At 53.2% G+C, this 23,126-nt stretch carries 18 protein-coding genes; 11 read left to right on the forward strand and 7 right to left on the reverse strand.

Going from position 1 to position 23,126, the window contains the following annotated elements; all coding sequences use genetic code 11:
• Positions 1-23: 23 nt before the first annotated feature.
• Positions 24-2,903 carry a S8 family serine peptidase gene (locus JR338_07465; GenBank protein QRN82279.1) on the reverse strand — a complete coding sequence of 960 codons (2,880 nt, stop codon included), beginning with the start codon at positions 2,901-2,903 and terminating at the stop codon, positions 24-26.
• 157 nt (positions 2,904-3,060) lie between these two features.
• Here JR338_07465 and JR338_07470 point away from each other — a divergent pair, with 157 nt between their 5' ends.
• From JR338_07470 to JR338_07490, 5 genes are all read left to right on the forward strand, one after another.
• A complete protein-coding gene (locus JR338_07470) occupies positions 3,061-4,362 on the forward strand; it encodes a UbiD family decarboxylase (protein ID QRN82280.1) in 1,302 nt (433 codons plus the stop codon).
• 79 nt (positions 4,363-4,441) lie between these two features.
• On the forward strand, positions 4,442-5,455 hold the full coding sequence (locus JR338_07475) for a hypothetical protein (protein QRN82281.1): 1,014 nt from the start codon (positions 4,442-4,444) through the stop codon (positions 5,453-5,455).
• 12 nt (positions 5,456-5,467) lie between these two features.
• A complete protein-coding gene (locus JR338_07480; GenBank protein QRN82282.1) occupies positions 5,468-6,667 on the forward strand; it encodes an aconitase X catalytic domain-containing protein in 1,200 nt (399 codons plus the stop codon).
• 8 nt (positions 6,668-6,675) lie between these two features.
• Complete coding sequence (locus tag JR338_07485; GenBank protein ID QRN84384.1) at positions 6,676-7,068, forward strand: DUF126 domain-containing protein; 393 nt, start codon at positions 6,676-6,678, stop codon at positions 7,066-7,068.
• A 136-nt stretch (positions 7,069-7,204) separates the two neighbouring features.
• The gene (locus tag JR338_07490; GenBank protein QRN82283.1) at positions 7,205-7,771 is read left to right on the forward strand and encodes a UbiX family flavin prenyltransferase; all 567 of its coding nucleotides are present in this window, start codon (positions 7,205-7,207) and stop codon (positions 7,769-7,771) included.
• A 27-nt stretch (positions 7,772-7,798) separates the two neighbouring features.
• Here JR338_07490 and JR338_07495 read toward each other — a convergent pair whose 3' ends face one another.
• On the reverse strand, positions 7,799-8,911 hold the full coding sequence (locus JR338_07495; GenBank protein ID QRN82284.1) for a GNAT family N-acetyltransferase: 1,113 nt from the start codon (positions 8,909-8,911) through the stop codon (positions 7,799-7,801).
• A gap of 166 nt (positions 8,912-9,077) precedes the next feature.
• Entirely contained in the window at positions 9,078-9,413 is a 336-nt protein-coding gene (locus tag JR338_07500; GenBank protein QRN82285.1) for a type II toxin-antitoxin system HicB family antitoxin, read from the reverse strand.
• A 388-nt stretch (positions 9,414-9,801) separates the two neighbouring features.
• Between JR338_07500 and mvaD the strand changes: the two genes are divergently transcribed.
• From mvaD to JR338_07520, 4 genes are all read left to right on the forward strand, one after another.
• Complete coding sequence (mvaD, locus tag JR338_07505; protein ID QRN82286.1) at positions 9,802-10,806, forward strand: diphosphomevalonate decarboxylase; 1,005 nt, start codon at positions 9,802-9,804, stop codon at positions 10,804-10,806.
• A 67-nt stretch (positions 10,807-10,873) separates the two neighbouring features.
• Entirely contained in the window at positions 10,874-11,950 is a 1,077-nt protein-coding gene (locus JR338_07510; protein ID QRN82287.1) for a site-2 protease family protein, read from the forward strand.
• Positions 11,951-11,976: 26 nt separating this feature from the next.
• Complete coding sequence (locus JR338_07515; protein QRN82288.1) at positions 11,977-13,119, forward strand: HEAT repeat domain-containing protein; 1,143 nt, start codon at positions 11,977-11,979, stop codon at positions 13,117-13,119.
• Between the two features lie 417 nt (positions 13,120-13,536).
• Entirely contained in the window at positions 13,537-13,830 is a 294-nt protein-coding gene (locus JR338_07520; GenBank protein QRN82289.1) for an acylphosphatase, read from the forward strand.
• Positions 13,831-13,914: 84 nt separating this feature from the next.
• Here JR338_07520 and uvrB read toward each other — a convergent pair whose 3' ends face one another.
• Complete coding sequence (gene uvrB, locus JR338_07525) at positions 13,915-15,954, reverse strand: excinuclease ABC subunit UvrB (GenBank protein QRN82290.1); 2,040 nt, start codon at positions 15,952-15,954, stop codon at positions 13,915-13,917.
• Between the two features lie 160 nt (positions 15,955-16,114).
• Between uvrB and JR338_07530 the strand changes: the two genes are divergently transcribed.
• Together JR338_07530 and JR338_07535 are read left to right on the forward strand one after the other, a co-directional pair.
• Positions 16,115-16,867 carry a sugar isomerase domain-containing protein gene (locus tag JR338_07530; GenBank protein ID QRN82291.1) on the forward strand — a complete coding sequence of 251 codons (753 nt, stop codon included), beginning with the start codon at positions 16,115-16,117 and terminating at the stop codon, positions 16,865-16,867.
• A gap of 10 nt (positions 16,868-16,877) precedes the next feature.
• Positions 16,878-17,525 carry a transaldolase gene (locus tag JR338_07535; GenBank protein QRN82292.1) on the forward strand — a complete coding sequence of 216 codons (648 nt, stop codon included), beginning with the start codon at positions 16,878-16,880 and terminating at the stop codon, positions 17,523-17,525.
• 76 nt (positions 17,526-17,601) lie between these two features.
• On the opposite strand, the gene JR338_07540 is transcribed toward JR338_07535, so the two are convergent.
• The 3 genes from JR338_07540 to JR338_07550 all read right to left on the reverse strand — a co-directional run bounded on the left by JR338_07540 (position 17,602) and on the right by JR338_07550 (position 23,080).
• Positions 17,602-21,474: a PAS domain S-box protein gene (locus tag JR338_07540; GenBank protein ID QRN82293.1), complete on the reverse strand. Its 3,873-nt coding sequence runs from the start codon at positions 21,472-21,474 to the stop codon at positions 17,602-17,604.
• Between the two features lie 386 nt (positions 21,475-21,860).
• Positions 21,861-22,199 (reverse strand): hypothetical protein, encoded by a 339-nt coding sequence (locus JR338_07545; protein ID QRN82294.1) that lies wholly within the window; start codon positions 22,197-22,199, stop codon positions 21,861-21,863.
• Positions 22,200-22,213: 14 nt separating this feature from the next.
• The gene (locus tag JR338_07550) at positions 22,214-23,080 is read right to left on the reverse strand and encodes a class I SAM-dependent methyltransferase (GenBank protein QRN82295.1); all 867 of its coding nucleotides are present in this window, start codon (positions 23,078-23,080) and stop codon (positions 22,214-22,216) included.
• Between the last annotated feature and the right edge of the window lie 46 nt (positions 23,081-23,126).

The raw sequence follows: 23,126 nt of genomic DNA on the forward strand, positions 1-23,126 counted from the left end.
GCAGTGAAAATCAATAGATTGGTCTACTTCATAAACAAGGGGAAGTGGCTTTTGAACGATTTCAGGGCAAAATCCTGCCGGACGATCGCGCCCAGGGAGACCTCCACATCCACTGTCTCCGGGATATGCGATTCAATTTCAGCGGTAATCGTCATCGTCTGCGGGCTGCTCGCCAGCGGCTTGAACAGCCAATAGAAGCCGTCCGCCAGGGTCGGGTCATTCGGCGTAGACTCACTCAGGGTGCTGCCATCCGGGCTTGAGACTATCGCCTGGTCAATTGGGGATCCCGAATCAAAATCCGTGACGAAGCCAGCAACCGCGCCCCCCGGCTCAAGCGCGCAGTCATACGGCCCCAGGCGGACGTTATCCACCTGCCACCACCAGTCGAAAATGGCATTGTAATAATGGAACCGGATACGTACGTCCGATTGCCACCCGGCCCAGACGCTGATATCCACGGTCTGGTGGTTTGGCCCAATGGCGTCCTCCTCCTGATGCAGCACATTTTCCCATGCGCCGCCATTGATGGACACATCCACATCTGCCATTTCCGCAGTTGAAAGAGGATAGATCGCAAAATCCTGATCAAATTCCAACACCACCAGCCCCTGCCCACTGAAATCAATCGAAGGGGAGATCAGCGACGAGCCCACGTGTTTCAAACCCGCATAGCTGGAATCAGCCACAGCAAAACCACCCTCGCCACCCGTCCGGTTACTGCGTTTGGCCGGGTCATCAAAGCGCCAAATGACGCCCTCCCCGGCATGATCTATCACAGACCATCCGGCAGGAAGGCTTGGCGCATCAAAAGGCTCATATAAGCCATTGGCAACCAAATAGCCGGGGGCCTCACAATAATCACCGACCAACAAAGCGTAATCTCGCACGGCTGTTGGGGCGGTGAAGGTCAGGCCAGTCTCCGACACCGTCTGGTAGCCATTCAGCACCGCGCTGACCTCAACCGTATAAGTCACATCTTCGTAAAGCTCAATGGCATAGGTCCCTTCAAAGGGATCGGAAAAGGTCACTTCCTGATGGCTTCCCGCCGTAAAGGTCAGCCGGGCATAGAGCGGATACCCCTGACCACTGCCATCCGTGACCGTCCCGCTCAAAGTCACTGCAGCTTTGGGGCTCAGCGAAAAGTTATTCTGCACTCCCACCCCTGGCGCAGGCACAATCACATCATTTACCGATTGATCATAATAACCATACGCCGATGCGGTCAGGTCAAAGGTCTCGCCGCTATACACTGGGGCAACATAGCTTCCATCCGCTTCTGTCATCACCTCACGATCATTCTGGGGATCTCCCTGCGCCAACGCCGTCACTATAGCGCCTTCAATCGGCTGGGAGGTGCTCGAATCGGTCACCATCCCCACCAGAGCAGCATCCCCGCAATAATCTCTGGCATCCAGCACCGCCTGAAGCGCGTCAATCTCTCCCCAGCCCGTGGCGTAATTGGGCGATACTTCGCCGCTGCCCGTGTCATAGGGGATGGGTGTGGCGCTGTCCTGCAAAAGTGTCTCCGTCTGGACGTAATTCCCCACCAGGCAGGTCCCTGCCTGCCACATCAAAGTGACCAGCCCGGCCACATGCGGTGCGGACATGGATGTCCCGCTCATCGTCGCATAGCTGGTGTCGGAAGACGCCACGGCAGAGCGGATCGTCACCCCCGGCGCAACGACCTGGGGCTTCAGGTCCGGATAGCCATTGGGATTGAGGGTATCCAGGCTGTCGGTCGGCCCCCAATTTGAATGGATGGCATATTCGCCATTATTCAGTCCGGTTGAGCCCACCCCCGTGACGTTATAGCCCCGGGCTGGATTCCCCACGGTGTTCAATCCCGGCGGCTGGGAATAGGTGCAATTTGAGGCGTTGCCGTTGGCGAAAACAGGGTAGATGCCCGCCGCTTCCCAGGCTGTGATCGTGCCCTCATACCAATCATCATAGCTCTGCCCGCAATCGCCCCAGGAATTATTCACCACCTGCGGCCGCAGGTCCGGGTTGGCGTTGCTGCCACTCAGGTCCGTCGGTGCCAGCATGAACTGCCCACAAGCCAACAGGTCAGCGTCATATCCTGACCCATTGCTCTCAATTGCCTTACAGGCGATCCATTCCGCACCGGGCGCAATCCCGATCTGGTTGCTACCCCCGTCATCGCCGACCATGATGCCCGTCGTGTGCGTGCCGTGGCCGTGGTCATCATAGGGGACGATCTGGTCATCAACCGCATCCCACCAACTGTAGCTATTATCAAATCCGCCCCCACCCAAAGCGCCGCGGTAGTGATCCACCAGGGTTTCATGGGTATAGCGCACACCGGTATCGATACTCCCCACAACCAGGCCGGCGCCATCATAGCCCAGCCCCCAGGCATCATCCGCATTGATGTGAAGCAGATTGCTCTCCAACGTCCGGTCCGCGTTCTGACTCTCGGCAGCAGAAATCTCCACCGGCTCCACCAAACTTACTTTGGCGTTGACCCTCAGGGCTTCAATCTCAGTAAAGGTGAAAAGCCCTTCAAAGGCAGCCTGCGTGGCACCCTCTACAGCGATCACATTCTGCACCCAAAAAGCCTGATAGCTGATCCCCTCCTGATCCAAATAAGCCCGCACCTCCGCCTGAGCTGAATCCACATTGGTTTTTAGCGTCTCATAGACATACCAGCCGCGTGCCGACCAATCCATCTCATAAGCCGCGGAAAGGTCCACCTGACCGCCAAAGACGATCAGAAAGTCCAGCGAATCCGAACGGCTGGCCTCTGCCAGCAGCTCGGGGTCCACTTCCGGGTCTTCGCCGCCGGTCTCATGTGCTGAGACTGCTCCCTGCAAGGGGAAAACCGCTGCCAGGATCAGCAGCATAGCCAGCCATATTATGATCATATGCCAGAGAGGTTTTTTCAACGTAATTGCTCCCAAACTACCGATAAGTTCCAACTGCCGGGAAGGTGCGTTTTCTAAGCAGAGTATAGCATAGCGAGGTATCAGGAAACCAATCCCAAACCGGAGCGAGGACGCGAGTGCTATAATTCACCCAAACCCAAACAGTAAAGGGCCAGCCATGACATTCAGAAGCTATCTTGAAAAATGTACCCGGGATAAAAGCCTCACCCAGATTCAAAAACCTGTCACGAAGCACCTCACGGCAGCGGGGATCCTGAAAGCGCTGGAGCCCCAGCCCGTCCTATTCTCCCAGGTCAGCGATTCGGATTTTACCGTAGCGGGGAATCTCTTTTGCACCAAGCAGTCCTTCGCGGACTATCTCAATATCAGCGTGCAGGAGATCATCCCGACCCTCACCCACGCCATTGACAACCCCCAACGGCCGGCTGTGGTTGAACAAGCTGCCTGTCAGGAGGTCATCCTCAACGAACCCGATCTCGATGCCCTGCCCATCCTTTTCCACTGTGAAGGGGACGGCGGCAACTACATCAGCTCGGGAGTGATGATCGCGGGCCATCCAAAATATGGTCAAAACATGGATTTTCACCGCTGCATGCAGTTCTCCAAGACCGAGATGGCCGTGCGGGTGGTGAAAACCCGCCATTTTGACACCTTCCTGCAAGACCTCGGCGCGGTGGATGTCGCCATTTGCGTGGGCGTCACGCCCAATATCCTCGTCGCCGCCGCCACCTCTGTGGAACTCGGGCAGGATGAGCTTGAAATTGCCAATGCCCTGGAACCCTTTGATGTGGTCAAGGCCAAGACTTCGGAGCTATTGATTCCGGCGGATGCTGAATTCGTGATCGAAGGGACCATCTACCGTGACCGCCGCCACGCTGAAGGGCCTTTCGTAGACCTGACGGAAACCCAGGACGTGATCCGCGAGGAGCCTGTGCTGGAAGTGAAGTGCATCACTCACCGCAAGAACGCCATCTGGCACGCCCTGCTCCCCGGCGGGTTGGAGCATAAGCTGCTAATGGGTATGCCCCGTGAACCCACCATCTTCCGCGAGGTCAGCAAGGTCGCCGAATGCCTGGATGTGAACATCAACCCTGGCGGCTGCTCCTGGCTGCATGCAATCGTTAAAATCCGCAAACGTCACGAGGATGACGGCCGCAATGCCCTCGAAGCCGCCTCCCGCGGACACCGTTCATGCAAGCATATCTACGTTGTGGACAAAGATATCGACATCTACGATCCGCTCTCGGTTGAATGGGCCATGGCGACCCGCTTCCAGGCCGATAAGGACCTCGTTTGGCTGGGCCGCGAACGCGGTTCCTCACTGGACCCCAGCGCCACCCCCGGCACCTATGAAACCTGCAAGGTCGGTTTTGACCTGACTGCCCCGCTGGAAACAGCCGGAAAGCACTTCAATAAGGTGCCGTTCCCCCAAATCAACCTGGACGAATTCATTGATTAGTCCCTTTCCAAATTGCCTAATGCCAGTAAAATAAGGCAGATACTCACAACCCGCCGAATTCTGTTGAACAAGGGTGTTTATGACTTCCGGAAAACTTCTGACCAAATTGATCATCTTCGCAACCATGCTGGGGCTGCTTCTCAGCGCCTGTTCAACTCCAACGGAGACGGCGATTATCGAGACTTCCGCTCCTAAAATGGAAACAGCTGGCACCACGGAACCGGCCAGCCCAAGCGACACCGCTCAACCGGCAGCAACCAGCACTGAAACAACGGTTCCTTCCCCAACCAACACCCCCGATCTGCGTCTGGACCCCGAAGACTGGCAGAACTGGCCGGTCATCCCCACCGTGTCAGCCTCAGCTCGTGCCATCTATGAAGAAGGCCTCGCGAAGGGCAATGATCCGGATCGCTTTTCCAAAGTCGGCGACTGTCAGAACATCACCACCTTCTTTCTCGCCGCCTTTGATGACCCCGAATTGTACATCCTCAGCGATCAATACGCTTATCTTCAGGAGGCCATTGACCACTTCAGCGAGTCCTGGTCCCGGGAGAGCGCTGCGGTCCATGGCGGGATGAATGTAGCCTCCGTCCTTTCGTCCTTCTGGGCCGCGGAAGATGAACGCTGTGAATCAGGCGAATCACCACTGGATTGCGAACTGCGGCTCAACCAACCCAGCATTGTGCTGATCAGTATGGAAGAATCCTGGGGAAGCAATAACAAAGTCGAGAATTACGAAAAATACATGCGCCAGATCATCGAAACCGTGATCGAATTCGGTGCCTTACCGATCCTTTCCACCAAGGCCGATAACATCGAAGGCAACTATGCCATCAATGCCACCAATGCCCGCCTGGCCTATGAATATGATCTCCCGCTGTGGAACTTCTGGCGGGCTGTCCAATCCCTGCCCGATCAGGGGCTGGATGAGGGCGGTTTTCACCTGACCCTCAGCGGTCTGGCAATTCCCAATGACTTTTCGGACAGCCGAAATATGCGGCAGGGCTGGCCCAACCGCAACCTAACCGCCCTGCAGGTGATTGATGCCGTTTGGCGTCAACTCAATGACCTGCCAGTGACCCCCGCCCCATAGTACAATTCCCTTATGCAGCTCACATCCCATGAACAAGCCCTCCTGAACGGCGATCACGGCCCAGCCGCGCAAAAAGCGATGCAAATCCTGGCGACGCTGGGTCGGATCTATGGCGCGGACCGGATGATCCCGGTAAATTCCGTGCAGATCAGCGGCGTCTCCTATGCCAACCTCGGAGAAGCTGGATTGGATTGGCTGGCGGAGATGGCAGCGGGTGGTGGGCGCGCTCAGGTCTTTACCACGCTCAACCCTGCCGGAATGGATATTGAAAATTACAGGAATCTGGGAATCTCCGAAGAGTTCGCCGTCAACCAGCGGCGGGTGTTGGAGGCTTTCGAGTCAATGGGGGTTGTGACCACCTGTTCGTGCACGCCCTACCTCTTCGGCAACCTGCCCCACTTTGGTGAGCATATCGCCTGGGCAGAGAGCAGCGCAGTTTGTTTCGCCAATGCCGTGTTGGGCGCACGCACCAACCGTGAAGGCGGACCTTCCGCCCTGGCCGCCGCGCTGACCGGCATCACCCCCGCCTATGGCTACCATCTGGATGGAAACCGGCATCCCACCGTGCAGGTGGTGGTGGAGGCCGAAATCCAGTCCAACCCCGATTTCGGTGCGCTGGGCAAAGCGATTGGCGATCGGCTCCAGGCGGAACCCCTCGGCAAAGTCCCCTTCATCACTGGCATTGATGAGGCCACCCTTGAAAACCTGAAATCCTTCTGTGCCAGTATTGCCACTTTTGGCGGCGTGGCACTTTTCCACATCCCCGGGCTGACCCCCGAAGCTGGTCAATTTTCCGCCCCTCAAACCCAAATCCGAATTTCTCAGGCCGTTCTGGACCAAGCCCGGCAGGAGTTGAACACCGCCGCACCAGACGAGATCGATTTCGTCAGTCTGGGCTGCCCGCACCTCTCCCTGCGTGAGATTCAACGGATCGCAGAGCTACTCAAAGGGCAGCAGGTCAAAAAAGAGTTCTGGATCACCACCTCACGCCCGGTCAAGGGTATGGCGGACCAGATGGGCTACACGGCTATTATTGAAGCAGCCGGGGCCAAGTTCGCCACGGACACCTGCTGCGTGGTTGCACCGATCAAAGGCCGCTTCACAGGGCTTGCGACCGATTCCGCCAAAGCCTGTTACTATGCAGAGGGCAAGAACCGTTTCAAGACCCGCCTGTTGGATTTTGATGATGTGATCCGGGAGGCACTCCAATGACCCCCGCCATCACTCTCCAGGGCCGTTCCATTTTCCCCGGCCAGGTGACAGGAGAAGCACTCGTCAGCCGAATGGGGATTTCCTTCTACGGCGGCGTGGACCCCGAGACCGGAATCATCACCGAAGCCGGACACGACCTGGCAGGCCAATCCATCGCCGGCAAAGTGCTGATCTTCCCCACCGGGAAAGGCTCCACCGTAGGTTCCTATGTGCTTTACCGGTTGAAAAAGAATGGTCATGCTCCGCTGGCGATCATCAACGCCGAATGTGAAACGATCACCGCAGTAGGCTGCATCATCGCTGAGATCCCCTGTCTCGACCAGGTGGACCTTACCCCCTTCACCAGCGGCCAACAAGTCACCCTGGATGCAGAAACAGGCTGGGTAACGATCAACGCCTAATATATTTTTCTCAATCCGAGCTTGCGACACCCGCCCCATAGCGTAGTTTGTAGAGTGCGCATCACTTTATGCGCACCTTTTATAACCGGCCCATCCCAAAGAACCTTTTCTCTCCCCTCTCCAGTATAATGAAGCCATGGAACGAAATAAAAGGATAATCCTCGCTATCACCGGGGCCAGCGGCGCCATCTATGGCCTGCGAACCATGGAAACCCTGCACAGCCTTGGGATTGAAACCCACCTGGTGATCAGCAAAATGGGCGAACAAGTCCTGCTGGAAGAAACCGGGGTCACAGCTGCGGAAGCCAGCCGCCTGGCAAATGTCACTTACACCCCCACCAACCTCGGTGCGGCCATTGCTTCCGGCTCCTTTGTCACGGATGGGATGATCGTTGCGCCTTGCTCGATTAAAACCCTATCGGGGATCGCCAACAGCTATGCTGAAAACCTGATCCAGCGTGCGGCGGATGTCTGCCTCAAGGAAGGCCGTCCCCTGCTCCTGGCCGTCCGGGAGACTCCCCTGCACGCCGGGCACCTGCGCCTGATGACCAATGCCACCCAGTCCGGGGCGATCATCTTCCCACCCGTCCCCGCCTTTTACCAAAAGACCGCCACCGTGGATGACCTGGTCAACGCTACCGTTGGCCGGATGCTGGCCCGAATTGGGATCGAAAACGACCTTTACATCCCCTGGGGTGAATAATCCCCGCCAAATCCAATTATTTCTCGACTAAATCGCCATCTCAAACACCCGGTAGCGCCGGAGGGGTTCCACACCCAGCTTCAACAGGGCATTGTTCATCCGGTGGTTGTTTTCCAGCACGTAATTGATCTCCATAGACACCGGCAGGTCTTTCAAGGCCTCGTAAGTCGCCTGATAGAGCAGTGTGTCAATCGCCTTGCCCTGATATTCCGGAATAACGCCCAGCGCCCACATCCGGTAACTCTTGAGTTTCTTCAACCCAGTTAGCATTTTCAGCCAGCCAAAGGGGAATAAACGGCCATGCATCCCATCCAGCAGCACGTTAATATCCGGCAGCGACAGTCCAAACCCGATCGGCTTGCCCTCTGAATCCTCTGCGATCAGCAGCGCCTCCGGATTCACAATCTGCTTCAGATCATGCGTCATCGCCCGGGCCTCATCATCCGTCACAGGATAATAGCCCCAGTTATCGGAAATCGACTGGTTGGAAAGGTCCATGATCGTGACCACATCCGCCTCAAGGTTATCCATATTCACCGGCCGCACCGTGACGCCATAGCGCGCCCTGATTCGCTCAGTGAGGGTCAGATAGCGTTCCGGGATCTGATAGCCGCTGCCCATATCCGCCAGATAGGCAAGCAGATCCATCGCTTTCCCCAAGCCAAAGGACTCGAAATAGGTCTGATAATAATGGGGGTTATGCGGCGCCATGATCACCGGCCGGCGGTCATGCCCCTCAATCTCCAAACCCCACTCCTGCGATGCAAAGCTCCACGGTCCCCGCATTGCCTCCATCCCCCGTTCCTGCAGCCAGTCCCGGGCGGCGCCCAGTAACAAGTGGGCAGCCTGTTCATCATCCACACACTCAAACGACCCAAACAGCCCAATCGGTTCACCCCAGTGCTCCACCGCCAGCCGGTCAATGAAGGCTGAACAGCGCCCGATCACCTGATCGCCCTCCTTCAGCAGGAAAAGCTCCGTCTCGCAGTGATCCAGCATGGGGTTTTTCTTCGGGTCAAACTGTGACCACTGCTCCGAGCGCAGCGGCGGTACCCAGACCGGGTCATCCCGGTATAGATCGTATGGGAATTGGATGAAGGCTCGCAGTTCTCGTTTGGTTCGGACGGGATAAATTTGCATGATTAGGCTCCTGGGTAGATTGCAGGAAGGAAGGGTTAATCTATTGTAATTATAGAACGGAGTAAAGTCCACACTCTAATACGACCAGGCTGTAAATCAAAACCTTTGGAAGAATCAAAAAGTGGCTGCATACGATATGCAGCCACTGCCTAATCAGAGCTTTTGTCTAGCATCTCACTCTACTGAGTTTGTCATTTGCCAAACGGTTCAAACTCACTTTTGCTTCCGCAGCTTCGATCACAAGTTGTCGATGGAGTTCAGGTGTCATCCTCACTACAAAACGGCCGCTGTAATTCTTCGTAGCAAAAGGTTCAGGGACCTGTTCCCCATTCTCCTGTAAATCCGCAACAACCTCAGCCACCACTTGGCGGATGCCAATAAGCGCTTTTTCCTGATCCGAAGCCAGCCAGCTTATGGATGGAAATTCAGCACATAAACCCACATATTCGCCATCTTCTTCCGACCATAACACACGATACGTATAACGATCATTCTGTAACATTATTAGCTCCTCCAACTCACTTTTTACTACGCCTTCAACCGCTCAATCGCCTTTAGCGCCTGCTTCACTTGATAGGCTTTCGCCATTCCTTTATCATTCTGGATATTTATCCTGGGGTCTCCTATCCACGGAGTCTTATAAATTCTGTGACTACTTCCAGATTGTCTTGGCTCTCCAAAGAAGAGATCACAAATCTTACATAAGTCAGTAAACCTCACCCCTTTTGGGTTTTGTTGCATCTTTGTAAGGATATTTTCAATAGAGGGCATATAACATATGATACTACTATTGATACTATTGTCAAGTTCATATTATCCACTCAATATTGATAAATGAGAATCATTTCTCCCAATTGACCCCGACATCCTCCTATAGTATCCTTTGAAATATGACCGAACAGGCAACCGCCCTCGCCCACCCCAACATCGCATTCATTAAATATTGGGGCCTGCGCGATGTCACCCATCGCATCCCGGCCAATGATTCGCTCTCAATGAACATCGGCTGCCTCTCCACGCGCACCACGGTGACACTCGACCCCTCACTGCCTGCTGATGTGCTGGTGCTCAACGGCCAGCAGGTGCGTGGTGCCAGCCTGGATCGTGCGCAACAGTTCATGGACCGCATCCGTCGTTTGGCGGGCAAACCCAGCCCGGTCCTCATCGAATCAAGGAACAATTTCCCCATCGGTGCTGGGGTTGCCTCCTCTGCCTCCGGATTCGCTGCCCTGGCGCTGGCCGGGACGGTCGCTTTTGGTCTGGACCTGCCCGAACCCGCCCTCTCATCATTGGCGCGCTTCGGCTCTGGCTCAGCCTGCCGATCCATTCCCGGCGGTTTCGTGGAATGGCGCACCGACCCGGAAACGGGGGATTCCTATGCCCGCAGCTTTGCCCCCGCCGATCATTGGGACCTGGTGGATTGCATCGCCGTCCTGAGCAATGAACATAAGGCCACCGGTTCGGAAGCCGGCATGCGCCTGGCGAACACCAGCCCGCTCCAGGAGGCCCGGGTGGCCGATGCGGCCCGCCGGATGAGGCTCAGCAGGCAGGCTATCCTCAACAGGGACTTTGATTCCTTTGCTGCCATCACCGAACTGGACAGCAACCTGATGCATGCCGTGATGATGACCTCTGAACCGCCGCTCTTCTATTGGCAGCCCGAATCACTCGCCATCATGCAAGCCGTCAAAGCCTGGCAGGTTGAAGGTCTGCCCGTCACCTATACCCTCGATGCCGGCCCAAATGTGCACGTGATCTGCCTGCAGGAAGCCCTCAGCGAGGTGCTCACCCGCCTGCGCCAAATGCCCGGCCTGATCGAAATTCTCAAAGGCTTCCCCGCTGGACCCGCCCGATTATTGCCGGATGATTCGCAAGTTTCCTCCCAAAAGGTATAATTACTCCCTGATAGAAAAACTATAAGCAGCAGCCAATTTCGGCTGCCTAATGAAAAGGTTTTGACACATGGATGTCTTTCTTCTAATATTACAGGTCGTTGTCGTCCTGGGCGTGCTGATCTTCTTCCACGAATTTGGGCACTTCCTGGCCTCTTTGGCTGTCGGGATTCCGGTAGACGAATTCGGCTTCGGTTTTCCACCCCGCTTGTTCAAAATTGGTGAGTGGAAAGGCACCGAAATTACAATTAACTTGATACCCTTTGGCGCGTTTGTCCGCCCACATGGCGAGGAAGATGACGATGTTGATGGCGGCATGGCTTCGGCGCCAGCCTGGAAGCGGTTCGTGATCGCTTTGGCAGGCCCGGCCATGAACTTCCTGATCGGCATCATCCTGCTGATCGTGCTCTACGTCGGCCTCGGAGTTCCAGCCTCAGATCAGGCATTGATCAATGATGTTGCAGCCAATTCCCCCGCGATGGCAGCCGGTCTGCAAATCGGCGATCTCATCACCTCGATCAACGACGAACCTGTCGGTACCATCAACGAGGTCAGCGCGGCAACTCTTGAAAATGCCGGTACAGAAATGATCATCACCGTTGATCGGGATGGCACCCCGCTCACTTTCGCGCTGATCCCGCGGGTGAACCCACCGGAAGGCGAAGGCAGCATGGGCGTTGGCCTTACCAACCCTCGCAAACCCGCCCCCTTCTTTGATGCGGTCGGAGCTGCGTTCACCTCCACCGGCTATGTGGTCAAAGAGACTTTGCTACTGCCCGGCCGCCTGATCACCGGTGCTGTGGATGCCGCCTCAGCCCGCCCAATCGGTTATAAAGGCATTTACGATGTCTACAGCCAGGCTGTCACAATGGATGAAGAAAACCCCATGATCACTGCGCAGCCTCTGCCCATCTACACCCTTTCCTTCATTGCCAACATCTCCCTGGCGCTGGGCATCACCAACCTCTTGCCCATCCCGGCTCTGGATGGCGGTCGGATTCTTTTCACCCTGCCTGAACTGCTCTTCAAGAAACGCATCCCTCAAGAATGGGAAAACAGGGTTAACACCGCAAGCTTCTTCCTGCTATTACTCCTGATGGTGTTCATCACCATCCTGGACTTCACCAATCCAGTCGTCCTGCCCTGACGACGTCATAACGAGGACCCCCGAAAATGGACTCACCTAACCAGAAAGAATTCACCTTCGACGAGATCAAAACCGCCTTGCTGGATAACGCCTCCCCGTTCCCCACGCAGATGGTCTATTTCTTTTCCGACATCAGCACCCAGAACCTGCGCAGCCTTAAAGAAGTGTGGCCGCAGATCTGGCTTGATCGCCGGCGCGGGCTGTTGGAAGATATGGAAAACATGGCCGAAGCCGATACCCTGTTGTTTTTCGACAATGTCGCCCTGATGGCTCTCGATGATGAAGACCCGGTCGCCCGTTCCACTGCGATCCGCCTGCTTTGGCAATCGGAAGAGGAAAAACTGGCTCTCCGTCTGCTCACGCTTCTGGTTGAGGATCCCAACCCAATCGTTCGGGCCGCTGCTGCCACGGGGCTGGGTATATTCGTTTACCTCGGTGAACTGGAAGAAATCAGCGCAGAGACCTTTAATAAAGTTATGACCGGCCTGATCGAAGCCCACCGCGGTTCAGATGAAGTGTTGGTCCGCCGCCGAGCGCTGGAAGCCCTGGGCTATGCCAGCCACCCTGATGTCCCCGTATTCATCCAGCAGGCCTATGAGTCTAATGATGAAGATTGGCTCCAGACGGCGCTGTTTGCGATGGGCCGCTCCTGTGACCAGGAGCGTTATGCCCGGATGGTGTTGCGGATGTTTGAGCACCCCGACATGGTCGTTCGCTATGAAGCCATCCGCGCGGCAGGCGAACTTGAACTCACTGCTGCCCGTGAGGTCCTTTTCGATCTGCTGGAAGAAGGCACCGATGACGACGATATCTACTTCGCGGCAATCTGGGCGCTCTCCAAGATCGGCGGCCAGGGCGTGCGTAACCTGATCGAGATGAACCTCGAAGAAGCGGTGGATGCCGAGGAATTACAGCTTTTGGAAGAAGCCCTTGAAAACCTGGACTTCACCGAACAAGTCAATTCCTTTGACTTGATGCTCGTGGATGAAGACGACCCCAGTGAATGGGTGGATGAAAACGGCGATTCCTACACCCCCGTTCACAGCCATCACCATCACAGCCATGATTTTGACGATGATGACGACGATGACTTTGACGATTATGATGCGGATTATGACGACGACCTCGATTTTGAGGACGACGATGATTATGACGAGGAAGACGAATAAATCCTTCGTGGATCACTGACCCACCTTGTTTGTACCCCAACCCACCAAATTAAATGCCCTTCGTAGGGTGCCGCACCTCTTTTGTGCGCACCATCCATCGCAAGAACATTTACATAGTGCGGTCAACCCCGGAGCGCACCCTACAAACCCCAAATATTACCCTTCCGTAGGGTGCCGCACCTCTTTTGTGCGCACCATCCGTCCCAAGAACACTTCCATGGTGCACTCAACCCCGGAGCGCACTCTACAAACCCCAAACATTACCCTTCCGTAGGGTGCCGCACCTCTTTTGTGCGCCCCAAGAATCCCAAACTCTCCGATTTGGTGCGCTCGACCCCGGAGCGCACCCTACTCGACCCCGCCAATTCACTCCATGTCGGGTAAAATATCCTGTAACTAAACAAACGGGATAAAGATATGACCGAAACTCAAGACTACCACTTGCATGCCCTGATCACCGGCATGGTCCAGGGCGTTGGCTTCCGCTTCTTCGTACTGAGAAGCGCTGAAGAACTGGAACTGGCCGGCTGGGTACGTAACCGCTGGGACGGCCGCGTGGAAGTGGCCGCTGAAGGCCCCCACGACGCGCTTAATAAATTGCTGCTCAAGCTGCGCCGCGGCCCAATGAGCGCGCAGGTGGAAGATGTGGAATATGACTTCTCAGATTCCAAAGGGGAGTTCAAGCAGTTTGGGGTGTTGGCAACGTATTAAGTTTGTCATCGCGAGGAAGTCCAAAGGACGGACGAAGCGATCTCAAATAATGATCGCTTTTTTTTATTTCTTCACAGCCCCCTCTTACTCTTCCCCGCCCCCCGTCAGCAGATTAATCTTCTTCCACGGTGGCAAATCAGACTCATCCGCCAGCATCGCCCGCAGCTCATAGACCTGATCCCGCAGCAAGGCAGCCTGCTCGAACATCAACTCCTTGGCCGCAGCCTTCATCTGCTTTTCCAGCTCCCCAATCATCCGCATCAGTTCCTTCTGCTCCAGTTTGCTGGCCTTACCGCGCAGGCCTTCTTCCTTATCGCCGCCCACCTCATGCACCAGCCGGTCGGTCAGGTCGCGCACGGCCTTGACCACACTAGCCGGTTCGATATGGTGTTCCACATTGTAAGCATGCTGGATCTCACGGCGTCGGTTGGTCTCATCCAGCGCAAACCGCATCGCATCTGTGATCTGGTCGGCATACATGATCACCTGCCCATGCACGTGTCGGGCCGCGCGGCCGATGGTCTGCACCAGCGCCGTCCCAGAGCGCAGGAAGCCCTGTTTATCCGCATCCAAAATTGCCACCAGGGAAACTTCGGGCAAGTCCAGCCCTTCCCGCAGCAGGTTGATCCCCACGACCACATCATAAACACCCAGCCGCAGGTCACGCAAAATGCTGATCCGTTCAAGGGTGTCAATTTCAGAGTGCAGATAATGCACTTTCAAGCCCAATTCGAGCAGGTAATCCGAGAGGTCCTCAGCCATCCGTTTGGTCAGGGTGGTCACCAGGATGCGCTCACCCTTTTCAAGCCGCTGGTTGATCTCACCCACCAGGTCATCCACCTGACCTTCGGTTGGGCGTACGATCACCTCAGGGTCAATCAAGCCGGTCGGGCGGATGATCTGCTCCACCACCTGGTCAGCTTTATCCAATTCATAGGCGGCAGGAGTGGCGGATGTATAGATCGTTTGCCCCATCTGCTGCACAAATTCATCAAATTTCAACGGGCGGTTATCCAGCGCGGAAGGCAGCCTGAAGCCGAAATCCACCAGCACGTTCTTGCGGGCCTGGTCGCCGTTATACATCCCCCGGATCTGCGGCACCATCATGTGCGACTCATCCAGCACCAGCAGGTAATCCTGCGGGAGGAAGTCGATCAGCGTCCAGGGGGCGGAACCCGCCGGACGGCCGTCAATGTGGCGGGAATAGTTCTCAATCCCCGAGCAGTACCCCACTTCCCGCAGCATCTCCAGGTCATAACGGGTGCGCTGTTCCAACCGCTGGGCTTCCAGCAGCTTTTCATTGGCCCGCAGCTCGCTCAGTCGGCTCTCCAACTCCAGCTCGATGTTGGCAATCGCCGCCGCCATCCTCTCTTCCTCGGTGATATAGTGCTTGGCGGGATAAATATCCACAGTATCCAAGGTCTCAAACACCTCACCGGTCAGCGGGTTGACCGCGATGATCCGTTCGACCTCATCGCCAAAGAATGAGATCCGATAAGCGCGGGTGTCGTCATAGGCCGGCAGGATTTCCAGCGTATCGCCGCGCACCCGGAAGATGCCGGGCTTGAGTTCAAAATCATTGCGGGAATACTGACTTTCTACCAGCCGCCGCAGCAGGGCGTTCCGGCGGTAAATTTCGCCCACTTCCAGCCGGATCAGGTTACCTCGGTAGGCATCCGGGTCGCCCAGGCCATAGATCGCCGAGACGGACGCTACAATGATCACGTCCTTGCGGGACATCAGCGCCGTGGTAGCCGCCAGCCGCAAGCGGTCGATCTCCTCATTGATGTCGGTTTCTTTTTCAATGTAAAGGTCCCGCTGGGGGACATACGCCTCAGGCTGATAGTAGTCGTAATAGGAAACGAAATATTCCACCGCGTTCTTGGGGAAAAACTCTTTGAACTCCGCATAAAGTTGGGCGGCCAGGGTCTTGTTATGGGCCATCACCAGGGTTGGCAGTTGGACCTGCTGGATCACGTTCGCGATAGTGAAGGTCTTGCCAGTACCGGTGGCGCCCAACAGCACCTGGTCGTGGAGGCCCCGATTGAGGCCTGCCACCAATTCCGCAATCGCCTCAGGCTGGTCTCCGGTGGGTTCATAGGGTGCATGCAGATCGAATTGCATGAGGGTTATCCTTTTTTGGGGGTTTACTTTGAATTTATCGAACAATTGGTCTGTATTGATTTTACCAGAAATGCCAATGGTTTTGTAACCCGCCGAATGGATTTATCATCCAAGAAGTGATGCGGTAAAATAAAATTAAAATAAATAAAAAGGAAAACAAATGGCTTTCATCCAGGAAATTCAGGGCGTGCTCAGCGCCATTGAACAGAACGAACAGGAAAGCATTCACAAAGCTGCCCAGGCTTGCGCCGCCTCCATCACAGCCGGACGTGCGGTGCTGATGTTTGGAGCCGGGCATTCCGCCCTCCCCGCGCAGGAGGCTTTCCCGAGAATCGGCTCAATTGTTGGTTTTGTTCAGATCACCGAACCTGAACTCGGGTTCAATGGGTTCGTGACGGGCAAGGGCGGACAGCGGCAAATGTCCTTCCTCGAACAAACCAGCGGCTTTGCCGAAGTCATCCTCGAAAATTACAACCTGACCCCCGAAGACACCTTAATCGTGATCTCTAATTCCGGGATCAACGCCCTTCCGGTGGAAATCTGTGACCTGGCCAAAAAGCAAGGGCTCACCACAATCAGCATCGGCTCCACCACCCACGCCCTGGCCAATCAACCCAAGAATCCCCTCGGTAAGCGTCTGATGGAAGTCTCGGATATCCATATTGACACGCATGTCCGCGAAGGCGACGCCCTGGTGGATCTCGATGGCGGCATAAAAGCCGGCGGCGGCTCGACAATCGCTTCAATGGTGGTGATGAATGCCATCATTGTGGAAACCATCCGCTTGCTGATCGAAGCGGACGTTCCCTTCCATATCTACCCGAGCCATAATGTCAGCGCTGACCTGGATGACATGATCGCTCAGGAGCAGGCCTTATTTGAAGCCCATAAGAAACTAATCGCTAAACTATAGGAGCAACCTCATGAAATTCTGGCTGGCAACCGCCAATCTCAAACGAACCGAAGAATGTCTGGCTTATGGCGTTTTTCAGGGTGTGATCACCAATCCCCACGTCGTTGCCCTTGAAAAACGCGAGCCCGTTTCCCTCTTCACCGATCTGGTCAAGATCGCGCCTGCTGCCTATTACCAGCTGCACGCCGGCACGGTGGAGGATATGCTGAAAGAAGCGGATAAAATGCTGTCCATTGATCCCACCAAAATGCGGATCAAAGTCCCCGCCACGCGTAATGGGCTGGCTGTCATCCGGAAGCTCACCGATCAAGGCATCCCCGTGATGGCCACGGCTGTCCCCACAAGCACCTGGATGATCTTTGCCATCGCTGCCGGTGCGGTCGCCGTCGCCCCCTACAGCGGTATGCTCCAGAAGCGTAATATCCTCTCAAAAATGGAGGGCGTTTTCGCCATGCAGGATATCATCGAAACCCAGGGTTACGATGTCGAGATCTGCACCGGGATTTACGATGCGACCGAAATTGCCCGTTACGCTGGCTATGGGATCAAATCCGCCTTCATCTGGGAAAAGGACGTGGAAACCTATCTCACGCAGGACCTGGTGGATGAAGCCGCCGCCAATTTCAATGGCGACTGGGCTGAGATTGACGCCTACTAATTCAAGGTCATGCCATAAATAAAAAGAACACTCTCAATGAGAGCGTTCTTTTTATTTTTTCTAGTTATTACTGCACTTATTCTTTTTCAAGTATCTCCAGGAATTTGTCCACTACCTCCGGATCAAATTCCTTCCCAGCTTGTTTCTTTATATATTTTATGGTTTCCTCATCCGACCAGGCACCCCGATATGGGCGGTCGGAGGTCAGCGCATCATAAGCATCCACCACGGAGAATATCCGAGCCTCCAGCGGGATGTCCTCATCCTTCAGCCCCTCCGGATAGCCGGAGCCATCCCAGCGCTCATGATGATAATGAGGAATAAGTAACGCCGGCTGCAGATAAACGATGGATTTCAGCATTTCATTGGCATATACCGGATGTTGACGCATGATCTCCCATTCCGCCTCATCCAGTGGTCCAGGTTTATGCAAAATCTGATCCGGGATGCCCATCTTGCCGATATCATGGAGCAGAACGCCCCGCCTGAGGTGCACCAGGGCCTCATCATCAAAACCATAGGCCTTGGCAACCTTCTCAGTCAATTTAACCACTCGGCGGCTGTGACCTTCGGTTTCCTTGTCGCGGATCTCGAGCGCATGGGCCCAACCCTCAATGGTTGCGTCATAAGCCTCACGCATTTCCTTATTCGCTTGTTCCAGGCCCCTAAACAATATCAAATTATCCACTGCGATAGCCGTCTGGCCCGCCAAAGCCTTAGCGAAATCAATCCAGTCATCGCTGGGATTCAGTTTCGACCGGTGCAGAATTTGCAGCACACCTTGAAGTTTACCTTTCGTGATCAGAGGAAGACCATAATATGAAACAATACCTTCTTTGGCAAAGCTGAAGGGATATTTATGCCCATCATCTGTCAGGTTGATCTCTGAGATAAATAAAGGCTTCATCTGAGCAGCAACAGTACCCACATAACCCTGGCCAACTGGGACTTTATGATCTAGATCCCCTTCCGTCCGATAGCCATAACTTTGTTGGTAAGCTAAGACCTGTTCTTCTTCTTCATACAGAAAAACCGATGCAACATCAACATTCAGTCCAACCTTCACCTGTTCCAAAACTATATGTAAGGCATCTGAAAGGTCCTTGCTAGAAGTAATGGTGCCATCAATTTTTCGCAGCACCTCCAGATTCCGCAGGTGGTTATTAGTTTGTTCAAACAAACGGGCATTGGTGATGGCGATTGCCGCTCGATTGGCGTACTGCATGGCCACTTCGATATCCTGTTCTGTATAAGGAGTATCATCACACCGGTCAATTGTGAACATACCGATGACTTCATGCCGATTGAATAAAGGGACCCCTAACCAAGATTGGATTGTTCCATGCAGGTTCTTGACTGTAGCGGGCCTAAATGTTGGGTAGATTTCTGATACATTGGTAAATGCCAATGGTGTCCGATTTTTAATCACCTCATAATTAGGATAGCCCGGCTCTGAAGGGAATCGCATCTGAAGCACTTCCTCAGGAAATTCGAACCCTTTACAGGCAATAATCTGTAATTGATCTCCATCAATGGCCAAAATCGACATCGAATCAAATTTGATCAAATTCCCAAGGTGGGTTGTAATCAAATCAAGGACTTCATCCAATTCCAGGGTTGAAACGATCACCTGGTCAAGTTCACCCATTGCCATGATACGGTTGTAGTATTGGCGTTTTTCTTCTTCCGCCTTCACCCGATTGGTGATATCAATCGCAATCGTAATCACAATAGACTGGTCATCAGGAAGATTTCCTAATGGAGCAGAACTAAAATACCAGTGCAACAATTCACCCGACTTAGCTGTAACAGGGAAAATGCCCTGATGCCCGGTAAATGTCTTTGCGTACGATCGCTGAACCCTTTCCTCAATTTCTTTTTCAATGTCAGGATGCGCGAGGTGGATCCATTGAGGGATAGTTTTAATTTCTTCCCGGCCATACCCAGTTGTATTTAGCCAAGCTTCATTGACGTCAAGTACAGTCCCATCTTCTGCGTGAATCATAATTGGGTTTGGCGCATTTAATATCGCATTACGGAAGCGCCGCTCACTTTCAAGCAATTGGTTCTGAGTTTGCTGCTGCTGATACCAAAGACCTAGGCGATCAGCGACACTTGCCATAAAATTAACTTCCTCTGGAAGGAGAAAAGGCTTGTCTTCTGTATAAAAAACTGAAATTTGCCCAATCACTTCATTCTCAATTTTAATTGGGACTTTCTGACAATATTGTGTTTCGACGGCCATTGGATCTGTTGTAAAATTTAGGCCATCCAGATTTATGGTTGCCACTGCCAACTCTGAAAATTGCATGCCTCTAACAAGTTCCCGCGCTAACAAGTTACAGATGTCTTGCAGTTGGTTTTCCTGCTGAATGATTCGGCTGATTCTTGCCAAACTGTGCAATTCTTTAATCCGCTCTTCCAAAGCCCGTTGAATCCGAATCTGATCCGTGATATCCACAAAAGTGGTGAAAACCTGATAGGGTTCATCTTTTCCCTCATGAAATTGCGGCACTGAACATACATCAATCCAGACAACATCATTTCGTTTCGGATTGAAAACGCCAAATGCATACCCTTCAACAGCCTTGCCGGATTTTAAGGCAATCATCGCTGGGTGCTCAGGACCCGGCAAAGGATCCCCATTCATTTTTATGGCCTTCCAGCAATCATCAAAGGAGCTGAGCCCTTTTAGTTCTTCATTAGTAAAGCCCAAAATATGTTCCGCTGCTTTATTCGCCCCGGTGATCCGCCCCTTATCATCCTGATAAACAACCCCCTGGAGCATGGAGCTAAACAATGCCCTGAAATTAAGTTCGCTATGCTTGAGAATGGTCTCTGCTTGCATACGAGCAGTCAAGTCGATAAATACTGTAGCAAATTGGTTGGGCTTTGGAGAAAATGCTGTTATCAGAAAATGGCGATTTAGCGGTTCATAAAATTTTTCAAATCGTTGTGATATCCCCGTTGTTGCAACTTGTACGTAGATGTCAAACAGGTCCGTCTTTTCAATCCCAGGCAGCACATCCGTAGCGAGCTTACCAATGACATCCTCACGCCTGATGCCGGTATGTTCTTCAAAAGCACTATTGACATCAAGATATCGGAAATCAACAGGCTCACCTTCTTTATCAAACACCATCTCATGCAGTGCAAAGCCGTTGATTGAAAGTTCAAATAATTGCCGGTATTTTTTCTCACTCTTCGCTAATGCTTCTTGAGCATTGATTGCCTCAGAGATATCCTTAATATCAATTACTAGTTGCTTCGGGGCAGAGCGATAGGCGGAAACGGCAAAATGGCGAGCCGAGACAGGTGCATGATATAAAAAGTGCATAGCCTCACCTGTCTGAGCGACCTTGAAAAGCCGTGCCAATAAGCTCCCGTCTTCCTCCCAATCAATCAAATCACCGACGGATTTTCCGAGGACATCTCCTGCTTTTCGTCTCAGAATCTCTCCATAGGCAGGGTTAAGATAGGAAACAATCAAATCAATGACAGCACCATCCTCGTCGGTGATCACATCACATAAACCAAGCCCATTTATGGCATTGTCATAAACATTCTTGAAAAGCCGCTCACTATCATTAAGCTGAAACTCGGCTTCATGCTGCACGGAAATGGGGATAGCTTCCTGCATGAGTAAATTATCTAGCACACGGATGGACACCAATATTGAAGGCCCTAATGGGCTGACCTGCATCACAGCCGTACTATGGGTTTCATCCAGAAGAGAAAACTGAAATTTACCTTCCATTGCGGGGACACCAAAATGAGCACCTGTCAACCCATCCAGGTCCGGCATGATCGCATTTTCTGCTGCAGGATTCGCATAACGAATGTATCCACTGTCATCAATCACCAACACAATAACATCAGCCTCTGCCAACAGAGTCAGTAAATAATCCCCTGAATCATTTTGCGAGGTATCTTGACGACCTTCAACCATAGCCAATACCTTTATTGTTTTTTGGCCAATTTATAATAACTTTACTCTGAAAATCATCTTATTGGAAACATTTCCTCAGTCTATCAGGAGTGAAGATCCCAAATCTTAGCCTGGGTTTAATTTATTTTTTCCCAAATCCGTTTGTGGGAAAAACCTATAAGAATTACCTTCCAGACTGTTAGTTGTTTATATCATTCCAGATAGTGCTACCTGCCAATAAAGCTATTATCAAAGCAAATGTCCATTACTCACCCCATATCATAGCCTATCACAGGCACCAAACCGTAAATTTTGAAAATTTTCATAACGGAAATTAATACAATTTAAATATTTATAATTTTATTTTAATCTATTGCGGATTTTCCAATATGAGTCTATCTAACCGCTTATAAATTCTGCAGCGAGAGAACAAATCTAATCGATTGCTTAAATTGTTCATGATAATGTAGATATTCCTCTGGGTCCTCCAAGGTTATCTGAATCCACTCTCGCATTTTGGGCCTGCCTAAGGGTTGAAATGGGGTGATATTTTCGTCCATCCCAATCAGTTCCGCAGCCGTATCAGCTGGCAGCTTAACTGCCACACCACCTTCATAAAGGCAAACCGCCAATTTCTCACCCGCATAGTAAGCCGGATAGCCAAACATCTTTCCCGGCCTCACCCTCGGGTCATCCAGCAGCATCTTCTCCAAAACGGAGATAATTTCTTCGTTCATAGCTGCCATATTCACTCCTTTAATCAGGCAACCCACCCTGGCGCAACCTTTGCGACAACGCCAATCCACTCAGAGCCTTCCCGCCAGGGCGTCCCCTTCAGGTCACTCCACAGCCCTGCTACCTCAAATCCGTTTTCCACCAGCTCCTGAGTGATCGTTTTAGGATCAAAGTCCTGGTACCAGTTACGATAGACAGCCTGTTGTCCATTCGGCTCAATCACAATATATTGGTCGAGATAGATGGCTTCTTCCGGGTAGTCAAAGCCCATTTCCAGGACCAAATGGGGGCCAGGCCGCCAGAAACCGCCTTCAGCGGCATACCAGTGATTTTTCAACCCATACTTCTCCCGGAGCTTCCGGGTAGTGACGTCCAGCACAAATTTCCCACCGGGAAGCAATGCCCGTCGAATATTAGCAAGCAGCCTACCACGTTGTTCAAGACTCAGGGGACAATAATCGCCATAAATCAACATGGCCAGATCATAGCTGTTCTCATCCGATAAATCCAAATAGTTTTCATACCGGTAAGTGATCGCCAATCCCGCGGTTTCCGCCCCAGTATGGGCATAATCAATTGACCGGCGGGAATAATCCACCCCCGTCACCGTCATTCCCCTCTGCGCCAATCGGGTGGCATACAGTCCAGGCCCACAACCCAGATCCAAAACAGCATCACCCGGTTCCAACCCGACCTCTTCAGCGATCCAGGCCACCATCGCATCAATGGTCTCCGGCCGCCGGCTGGCCTGATCAGAATTGGGATCGAGGTGCGCTTTGAGCATCTGGGCGGAAATGTGAGGGTCATTCCAGAAGAGCGGCTCCCCGGGTGTAAAGGGTGCTGGCTTCTCTTGTAAGGCGAGTAAAGCTGATAAATCTAATTTTTCAACCATATTTTTAATTCCTTCATTCATTTAAGCGATTGCATATTTATGACAA

This window comes from Chloroflexota bacterium (assembly GCA_016887485.1).
GTDB lineage: Bacteria > Chloroflexota > Anaerolineae > Anaerolineales > Anaerolineaceae > Brevifilum.

Coding starts and splice junctions, on each gene's coding strand:
- JR338_07480 (QRN82282.1), top strand. CDS start 5,468: ATGCAGCTCACATCCCATGAACAAGCCCTCCTGAACGGCGATCACGGC.
- JR338_07495 (QRN82284.1), bottom strand. CDS start 8,911: ATGCAAATTTATCCCGTCCGAACCAAACGAGAACTGCGAGCCTTCATC.
- JR338_07515 (QRN82288.1), top strand. CDS start 11,977: ATGGACTCACCTAACCAGAAAGAATTCACCTTCGACGAGATCAAAACC.
- mvaD (QRN82286.1), top strand. CDS start 9,802: ATGACCGAACAGGCAACCGCCCTCGCCCACCCCAACATCGCATTCATT.
- JR338_07540 (QRN82293.1), bottom strand. CDS start 21,474: ATGGTTGAAGGTCGTCAAGATACCTCGCAAAATGATTCAGGGGATTAT.
- JR338_07475 (QRN82281.1), top strand. CDS start 4,442: ATGACTTCCGGAAAACTTCTGACCAAATTGATCATCTTCGCAACCATG.
- JR338_07470 (QRN82280.1), top strand. CDS start 3,061: ATGACATTCAGAAGCTATCTTGAAAAATGTACCCGGGATAAAAGCCTC.
- JR338_07520 (QRN82289.1), top strand. CDS start 13,537: ATGACCGAAACTCAAGACTACCACTTGCATGCCCTGATCACCGGCATG.
- JR338_07535 (QRN82292.1), top strand. CDS start 16,878: ATGAAATTCTGGCTGGCAACCGCCAATCTCAAACGAACCGAAGAATGT.
- JR338_07545 (QRN82294.1), bottom strand. CDS start 22,199: ATGGCAGCTATGAACGAAGAAATTATCTCCGTTTTGGAGAAGATGCTG.
- JR338_07490 (QRN82283.1), top strand. CDS start 7,205: ATGGAACGAAATAAAAGGATAATCCTCGCTATCACCGGGGCCAGCGGC.
- JR338_07550 (QRN82295.1), bottom strand. CDS start 23,080: ATGGTTGAAAAATTAGATTTATCAGCTTTACTCGCCTTACAAGAGAAG.
- uvrB (QRN82290.1), bottom strand. CDS start 15,954: ATGCAATTCGATCTGCATGCACCCTATGAACCCACCGGAGACCAGCCT.
- JR338_07510 (QRN82287.1), top strand. CDS start 10,874: ATGGATGTCTTTCTTCTAATATTACAGGTCGTTGTCGTCCTGGGCGTG.
- JR338_07530 (QRN82291.1), top strand. CDS start 16,115: ATGGCTTTCATCCAGGAAATTCAGGGCGTGCTCAGCGCCATTGAACAG.
- JR338_07500 (QRN82285.1), bottom strand. CDS start 9,413: ATGTTACAGAATGATCGTTATACGTATCGTGTGTTATGGTCGGAAGAA.